The 6,053-nt window shown below is 60.7% G+C and carries 7 protein-coding genes; all 7 read right to left on the reverse strand.

Annotated elements, in window-relative coordinates:
* Positions 1-68 precede the first annotated feature (68 nt).
* Positions 69-728 carry a ribonuclease HII gene (gene rnhB / locus DTP52_RS30600; RefSeq protein ID WP_109756632.1) on the reverse strand — a complete coding sequence of 220 codons (660 nt, stop codon included), beginning with the start codon at positions 726-728 and terminating at the stop codon, positions 69-71.
* On the reverse strand, positions 725-1,855 hold the full coding sequence (gene lpxB / locus DTP52_RS30605; RefSeq protein WP_109756633.1) for a lipid-A-disaccharide synthase: 1,131 nt from the start codon (positions 1,853-1,855) through the stop codon (positions 725-727). Before lpxB ends, rnhB begins: the two co-directional genes overlap by 4 nt.
* Positions 1,856-1,857: 2 nt before the next feature.
* Positions 1,858-2,634, reverse strand: a complete 777-nt coding sequence (gene lpxA / locus DTP52_RS30610; RefSeq protein ID WP_109756634.1) for an acyl-ACP--UDP-N-acetylglucosamine O-acyltransferase — start codon at positions 2,632-2,634, stop codon at positions 1,858-1,860.
* Positions 2,631-3,071 (reverse strand): 3-hydroxyacyl-ACP dehydratase FabZ, encoded by a 441-nt coding sequence (fabZ, locus tag DTP52_RS30615; RefSeq protein ID WP_003184897.1) that lies wholly within the window; start codon positions 3,069-3,071, stop codon positions 2,631-2,633. Before fabZ ends, lpxA begins: the two co-directional genes overlap by 4 nt.
* 105 nt (positions 3,072-3,176) lie before the next feature.
* Positions 3,177-4,232, reverse strand: a complete 1,056-nt coding sequence (gene lpxD / locus DTP52_RS30620) for a UDP-3-O-(3-hydroxymyristoyl)glucosamine N-acyltransferase (protein ID WP_109756635.1) — start codon at positions 4,230-4,232, stop codon at positions 3,177-3,179.
* A 3-nt stretch (positions 4,233-4,235) separates the two neighbouring features.
* Entirely contained in the window at positions 4,236-4,739 is a 504-nt protein-coding gene (locus DTP52_RS30625; protein WP_003184901.1) for an OmpH family outer membrane protein, read from the reverse strand.
* Between the two features lie 45 nt (positions 4,740-4,784).
* Positions 4,785-6,053, reverse strand: a 1,269-nt coding sequence (bamA, locus tag DTP52_RS30630; protein ID WP_109756637.1) for an outer membrane protein assembly factor BamA, incomplete at its 5' end; no start/stop codon positions are given.

The raw sequence follows: 6,053 nt of genomic DNA on the forward strand, positions 1-6,053 counted from the left end.
TGTGTCAGGCAGACTTTTCGGGCCGCCTCGCGCCCCAGCGGGGATACCCTCGCCACAAACAGCCTGCATCAAGAAACCGTAATCTGACCACTCACGATCAAGCCATCACGGGCTTCATAAGCCAGCCGCACCGGCGCGAACGAACGCCGGTGGATCGGCGTTGGCCCCAGGCGCGCCAGGGCTTCCAGATGAACGGGGGTTGGATAGCCTTTGTGACTGCCGATGCCATAGCCCGGATAGATCAGCTCGAAGGCGCTCATTTCCCGATCGCGGCTAACCTTTGCCAGGATCGAGGCCGCCGCGATGGCCGGCACCTTGCCGTCGCCCTGGATGACCGCTTCGGCGCGCATCGACAGTTTCGGGCAGCGATTGCCATCGATCATCGCCAGCTTCGGCGTGATATGCAGCCCCTGCACGGCACGCTGCATGGCGAGCATGGTGGCGTGCAGGATATTGAGTTCATCGATTTCTTCGACTTCGGCCCGGGCGATGCACCAGCTCAGGGCTTTCTCGCAGATCTCGTCGTAGAGTTTTTCCCGACGAGCCTCAGTGAGTTTCTTCGAATCGTTGAGGCCAAGGATCGGCCGCTTCGGGTCGAGAATCACCGCCGCCGTCACCACTGCGCCGCACAATGGGCCACGCCCCACCTCATCGACACCGGCCACCAGCTCTTCCACTTCGGCAACCAGGTTGAAGTCCAGGCCCATCTGTAGCTTCGAGTTACTCATGGTTTTGCGCCGATCAGGGTCAGTACTGCGTCTGCGGCCTGGTTGGAGGCATCGCGACGCAGGGTACGGTGGATTTCGTCAAAGCCCCGGGTCTGCTCCTCACCGCCGTCGAGCAAGGGCGACAGCGTGTTGGCCAACGCCTCGGCGGTCGCTTCGTCCTGCAGCAGCTCCGGCACCAACAGGCGCTGGGCCAACAGGTTCGGCAAGGAAACGTAGGGACTCTTGACCATGCGCTTGAGAATCCAGAACGTCAGCGGTGCCAGGCGATAGGCGACCACCATCGGGCGTTTATACAACAATGCCTCAAGGGTAGCAGTACCGGAGGCAATCAACACCGCATCGCAAGCCGCCAACGCTTCATGGGAACGGCCGTCGAGCAACGTCACCGGCAAATCGCGACCGACCAGCAGCGCTTCCAGCTGAGCCCGGCGCTGCGCACTGGCACACGGCAAGACAAAACGCACACCTGGGCGCAGCGCCCGAAGGCGTTCGGCGGCGTCAAAGAACAAGCCACCCAGGCGACTCACCTCGCCGCCCCGACTGCCGGGCATCAAGGCCACCAGAGGCCCTTCGGGCAGGCCCAACGCCTGGCGAGCCGCATCGCGGTCGGCTTCCAGGGGAATGGTATCGGCCAGGGTGTGCCCGACGAACCGCACCGGTACGCCCTTCTCTTCGTAGAACCGGGCTTCGAACGGCAGCAACGTCAACATCAGGTCGCAGCCTTCGCGAATCTTCAGCACCCGCTTCTGCCGCCAGGCCCAGACCGACGGGCTGACGTAGTGCACGGTCTTGATCCCGGCCTGACGCAACTTGAGTTCGATATTGAGGGTGAAATCCGGGGCATCGATGCCGATGAACACATCCGGCTTTTCATCGACCAGGGTCTGGATCAGCTTCTTGCGTCGGGCCAGCAGCTCGCGCAGGCGACCGAGCACTTCCACCAGCCCCATGACCGACAAACGCTCCATCGGAAAATAGGACGTCAGCCCCTCGGCCTCCATCAACGGCCCGCCGACACCGATGAATTCGACCGCCGGATGCTGCGCCTTGAGCGCCCGCATCAGACCGGCGCCCAGAATGTCACCGGAAGCCTCTCCCGCCACCAGTGCAACACGCAAGTTAGCCATGGTCAGCGAGTGATGCCGCGGGTCGAAGACTGGATGGAGTCGCGGAAGATCGCGACTTCCGGGTACTGCGTCGAGGCCTCGGCCAATTCGGCGAGCGCCTGCTCGACCGTCAGGCCCTGGCGATACACGACCTTGTAGGCACGACGCAGCGCCGTAATAGCCTCTTCGCTGAAACCACGGCGACGCATGCCTTCGAAGTTCATGCTTCGGGCTTCGGCCGGGTTACCGAACACCGTGACATAGGCCGGGACGTCCTTGCCAATGGCCGTGCCCATGCCAGAGAAGCTATGGGCGCCGATATGGCAATACTGGTGCACCAGGGTGAACCCGGACAGGATCGCCCAATCATCCACGTGCACATGGCCGGCCAGCGCGGTGTTGTTGACCAGGATGCAATGGTTGCCGATCACGCTGTCATGGCCGATGTGCGCATAGGCCATGATCAGGTTGTGGTCGCCCAGGGTCGTTTCGGAGCGGTCCTGAACGGTGCCACGGTGAATCGTCACGCCTTCACGGATCACGTTGTGATCGCCGATGACCAGACGGGTCTCTTCACCTTTGTATTTGAGATCGGGCGTATCCTCGCCTACCGAAGAAAACTGGTAGATGCGATTGTGACGACCAATCCGGGTCGGGCCCTTGAGCACTACGTGGGGACCGATCACCGTACCCTCGCCGATTTCCACACCTGCGCCGACAATCGACCACGGGCCGACCTCGACATCGGCGGCCAGGACGGCCGTCGGATCGATGATTGCGCGAGGGTCAATCAAACTCATAGCTTGCGTTCCGCACAGATGATTTCAGCGGAGCAGACTGGCTTGCCGTCGACCGAAGCCTGGCATTCGAATTTCCAGATCTGGCGCTTGCAACTGATGAACTTGGCTTCGAGGATCAACTGATCGCCCGGGGTGACCGGCTGGCGGAAACGCAGCTTGTCGGAACCGACGAAGTAATAGAGCGTGCCGTCGGCAGGCTTTACGTCGAGCATTTTGAAACCAAGGATCCCGGCAGCCTGAGCCATTGCCTCGATGATCAGCACGCCCGGCATGATCGGATGCGCGGGGAAGTGGCCATTGAAGAACGGCTCGTTGATGCTGACATTCTTGTAGGCGCGAATGCGCTTGCCTTCAACGTCCAGGTCCACCACCCGATCCACCAGCAGGAACGGGTAACGGTGAGGCAGGTATTCGCGAATCTCGTTGATGTCCATCATTTCGGGGGGAAGCCTATGTAAAGATTGGGAGCGCACGAGTGACGCGCACTCCGCTAGCAAATCAAGAAGCCCTAACGGCTGTGCACACTTGATATGGAAATGGTATCAGCCATCTGATGAAGCATTACCGCCAGGGGTCACGTCCCCTACACGCTTTTCCACCTGCTTGAGGCGCCGCGCGATGTCATCGAGCTGGCGGATACGGGCCGCGCTCTTGCGCCATTCGGCTGCCGGTTGCATGGCCGTACCGGAAGAATAGGCACCCGGCTCGGTAATCGAGTGGGTCACCATGGTCATCCCGGTCAGGAACACGTTGTCACAGATATCGATATGCCCCACCAACCCCACGCCACCGGCGAGCATGCAGTGCTTGCCGATCCTGGTGCTGCCGGAGATGCCCACGCAGGCCGCCATGGCGGTGTGATCACCGACCTGGACGTTGTGGGCGATCTGGATCTGGTTGTCGAGCTTGACGCCATTACCGATGACCGTGTCGGCCAGGGCACCACGGTCGATCGCGGTGTTGACGCCGATCTCCACATCATCGCCAACGGTGACGCCACCAATCTGGGCGATCTTTTGCCAGATGCCTTTTTCGTTGGCGAAACCGAACCCTTCACCGCCCAGCACTGCGCCGGACTGAATCACGACCCGCTTGCCGATGCGCACATCGTGGTACAGGGTGACCCGTGGTGCCAGCCAGCCGCCTTCGCCGATCTCGCTGCGCGCGCCGATGACACAATGGGCGCCCAGCGTAACGCCGGCACCGATTCGGGCCGCGCTTTCGATGACCACGAACGGACCGACGCTGGCCGTGGGATCGACCACGGCATCCGCCGCAATCACTGCGCTGGGATGAATACCAGCAGCCGACTTGGGCTTGGGATCGAACAGGTGGGAGATTCGTGCATACGCCAGGTACGGATCGGGCACGATCAGGGCATCGCCGGCAAACCCATCGGCATCAGCGGCCTTGAGCAACAGCGCGGCAGCCCGGCTGTCGGCCAGGTACTTGCGGTATTGGGGATTTGCCAGAAAGCTCAACTGAGCTGGGCCAGCCTCTTGCAAAGTGGCTAGCCCAGTAATTGCCTTCTCCGGGTCGCCACGCAGGATGGCGCCGAGGAACTCGGCCAATTGGCCGAGCTTGATAGTCGCTGTCATGGATTACTTCAGCTGATTCATGCGCTCGATCACCTGGCGCGTGATGTCGTATTGAGGTTTGACATCGATCACTGCGCCACGCTCGAACACCAGGTCAAAACCACCTTTCTTGATGACTTCTTCCACGGCGCTGTCGAGTTTCGGCTTGAGTTGCTTGAGCATTTCGCGGTCAGCAACGGCTTTCGCTTCGTTCAGCTCCTTGGACTGGAACTGGAAGTCACGGGCCTTTTGCTTGAATTCAAGCTCCAGACGCTCGCGCTCGCCCTGGGCCATCTTGTCGCCACCGGCTACCAGACGATCCTGGATGCCCTTGGCGCTGCTTTCCAGGCCCTTGAGCTTGGTCAGTTGCGGGCCGAACTTTTTCTCCGCATCCACGGCGTATTTCTTCGCCGCGTCGGACTCCAGCAAGGCCATCTGATAATTCAGCACGGCGATCTTCATGTCGGCAAAAGCCGGACCTGCGACCAGTACGGTCGCCAGGAGAACCAATTGAGTCAACTTACGCACGATGTACTCCTACAAAATCCATTGTCGTTATCTTGGGCCAGATACTTAGAACGTCTGGCCGAGGGAGAATTGGAACACTTGGGTTTCAGCGTCATCCGGTTTCTTGATCGGCATTGCCAGCGCGAAACTCAATGGACCCAGCGCGGTGACCCAGGTCACGCCCACACCAACGGAACTGGCCATGTTGCTCAGGCTGATGTCGTTGCACTGTGTGTTGGACCTGGTGCCGTTGGCGTTGGTGGTGTCACTGCAACTCGAATCGAACACGTTACCCACGTCCCAGAATACCGAGGTACGCAGGGAACGCTGGTCCTTGACGAACGGCATCGGGAACAGGACCTCGAGGCCACCCTGGATCAGCACGTTGCCACCGAACGGAAGCGGATCCTGATCCGGGTCACGAATGGTGCCTGGATTGTTGCCCTGGCTCGGCGTACTGCGCGGGCCCAGGGTACTGTCCTTGAAGCCACGTACCGAGTTGAAACCGCCGGCGTAGTAGTTCTCGTAGAACGGCAGGCCATCGGTCGAACCGTAGCCGTCACCATAGCCCAGTTCAGTGTGCAGGCGCATGGTGTAGTTATCAGACAGCGGCTGGAACAACTGGCCACGGTAGTCGAGCTTGAAGAACGACAGGTCGCTGCCAGGAGTGGTGGTTTCGAACACCAGGCTCTGGGAATGGCCACGGGTCGCCAACACACCTTTGTTCAGGGTCGACTCGGACCAGCCGGCGGACGCCTTGAAGTTCAGGTAGCTGTCGCCTTCCTTGTTAACGAAATCGAAGATCTCGTCGACGGTGTAGCGACCGGTGTTGATCTTGTCCTGCTGGGCAGTCAGGCCGAACGTCAGGCGCGAAGTCTCGCTGATCGGGTAGCCCACGTTGGCGCCGACACCGTAGCTGTCCACCGCGTAGCTGGAGATATCGGAATCGAGCTCGTCATAGTCGGTGGTGCGATAGAAGGCGTTGTAGCCCAGGCTCACACCGTCGGCAGTCCAGTAGGGGTCCACGAAGCCGAAGTTGTAGCGGGTCTGGTACTCACTGCGGGTCAAGCCGATGCTGACCTTGTTACCGGTACCCAGGAAGTTGTTCTGGGTGATCGAGCCACCGAGGATCAAGCCGGCGCTCTGGGCGAAACCGACACTGGCGGTGATCGAGCCGGAAGCCTGCTCCTCGACGCTGTAGTTCACGTCGACCTGGTCATCGACGCCCGGTACGGCCGGCGTCTCGACGTTGACTTCCTTGAAGAAGCCCAGGCGCTCGAGGCGGGTCTTGGACTGGTCGATCAGGTAGGTCGAAGCCCAGCCACCTTCCATCTG

This window comes from Pseudomonas sp. 43mfcvi1.1, assembly GCF_900115935.1.
Lineage (GTDB): Bacteria > Pseudomonadota > Gammaproteobacteria > Pseudomonadales > Pseudomonadaceae > Aquipseudomonas > Aquipseudomonas bijieensis.

Excerpts from the sequence above, each read along its gene's own strand:
- lpxD (WP_109756635.1), bottom strand. The coding sequence starts at position 4,232 with ATGACAGCGACTATCAAGCTCGGCCAATTGGCCGAGTTCCTCGGCGCC.
- lpxA (WP_109756634.1), bottom strand. The coding sequence starts at position 2,634 with ATGAGTTTGATTGACCCTCGCGCAATCATCGATCCGACGGCCGTCCTG.
- rnhB (WP_109756632.1), bottom strand. The coding sequence starts at position 728 with ATGAGTAACTCGAAGCTACAGATGGGCCTGGACTTCAACCTGGTTGCC.
- fabZ (WP_003184897.1), bottom strand. The coding sequence starts at position 3,071 with ATGATGGACATCAACGAGATTCGCGAATACCTGCCTCACCGTTACCCG.
- lpxB (WP_109756633.1), bottom strand. The coding sequence starts at position 1,855 with ATGGCTAACTTGCGTGTTGCACTGGTGGCGGGAGAGGCTTCCGGTGAC.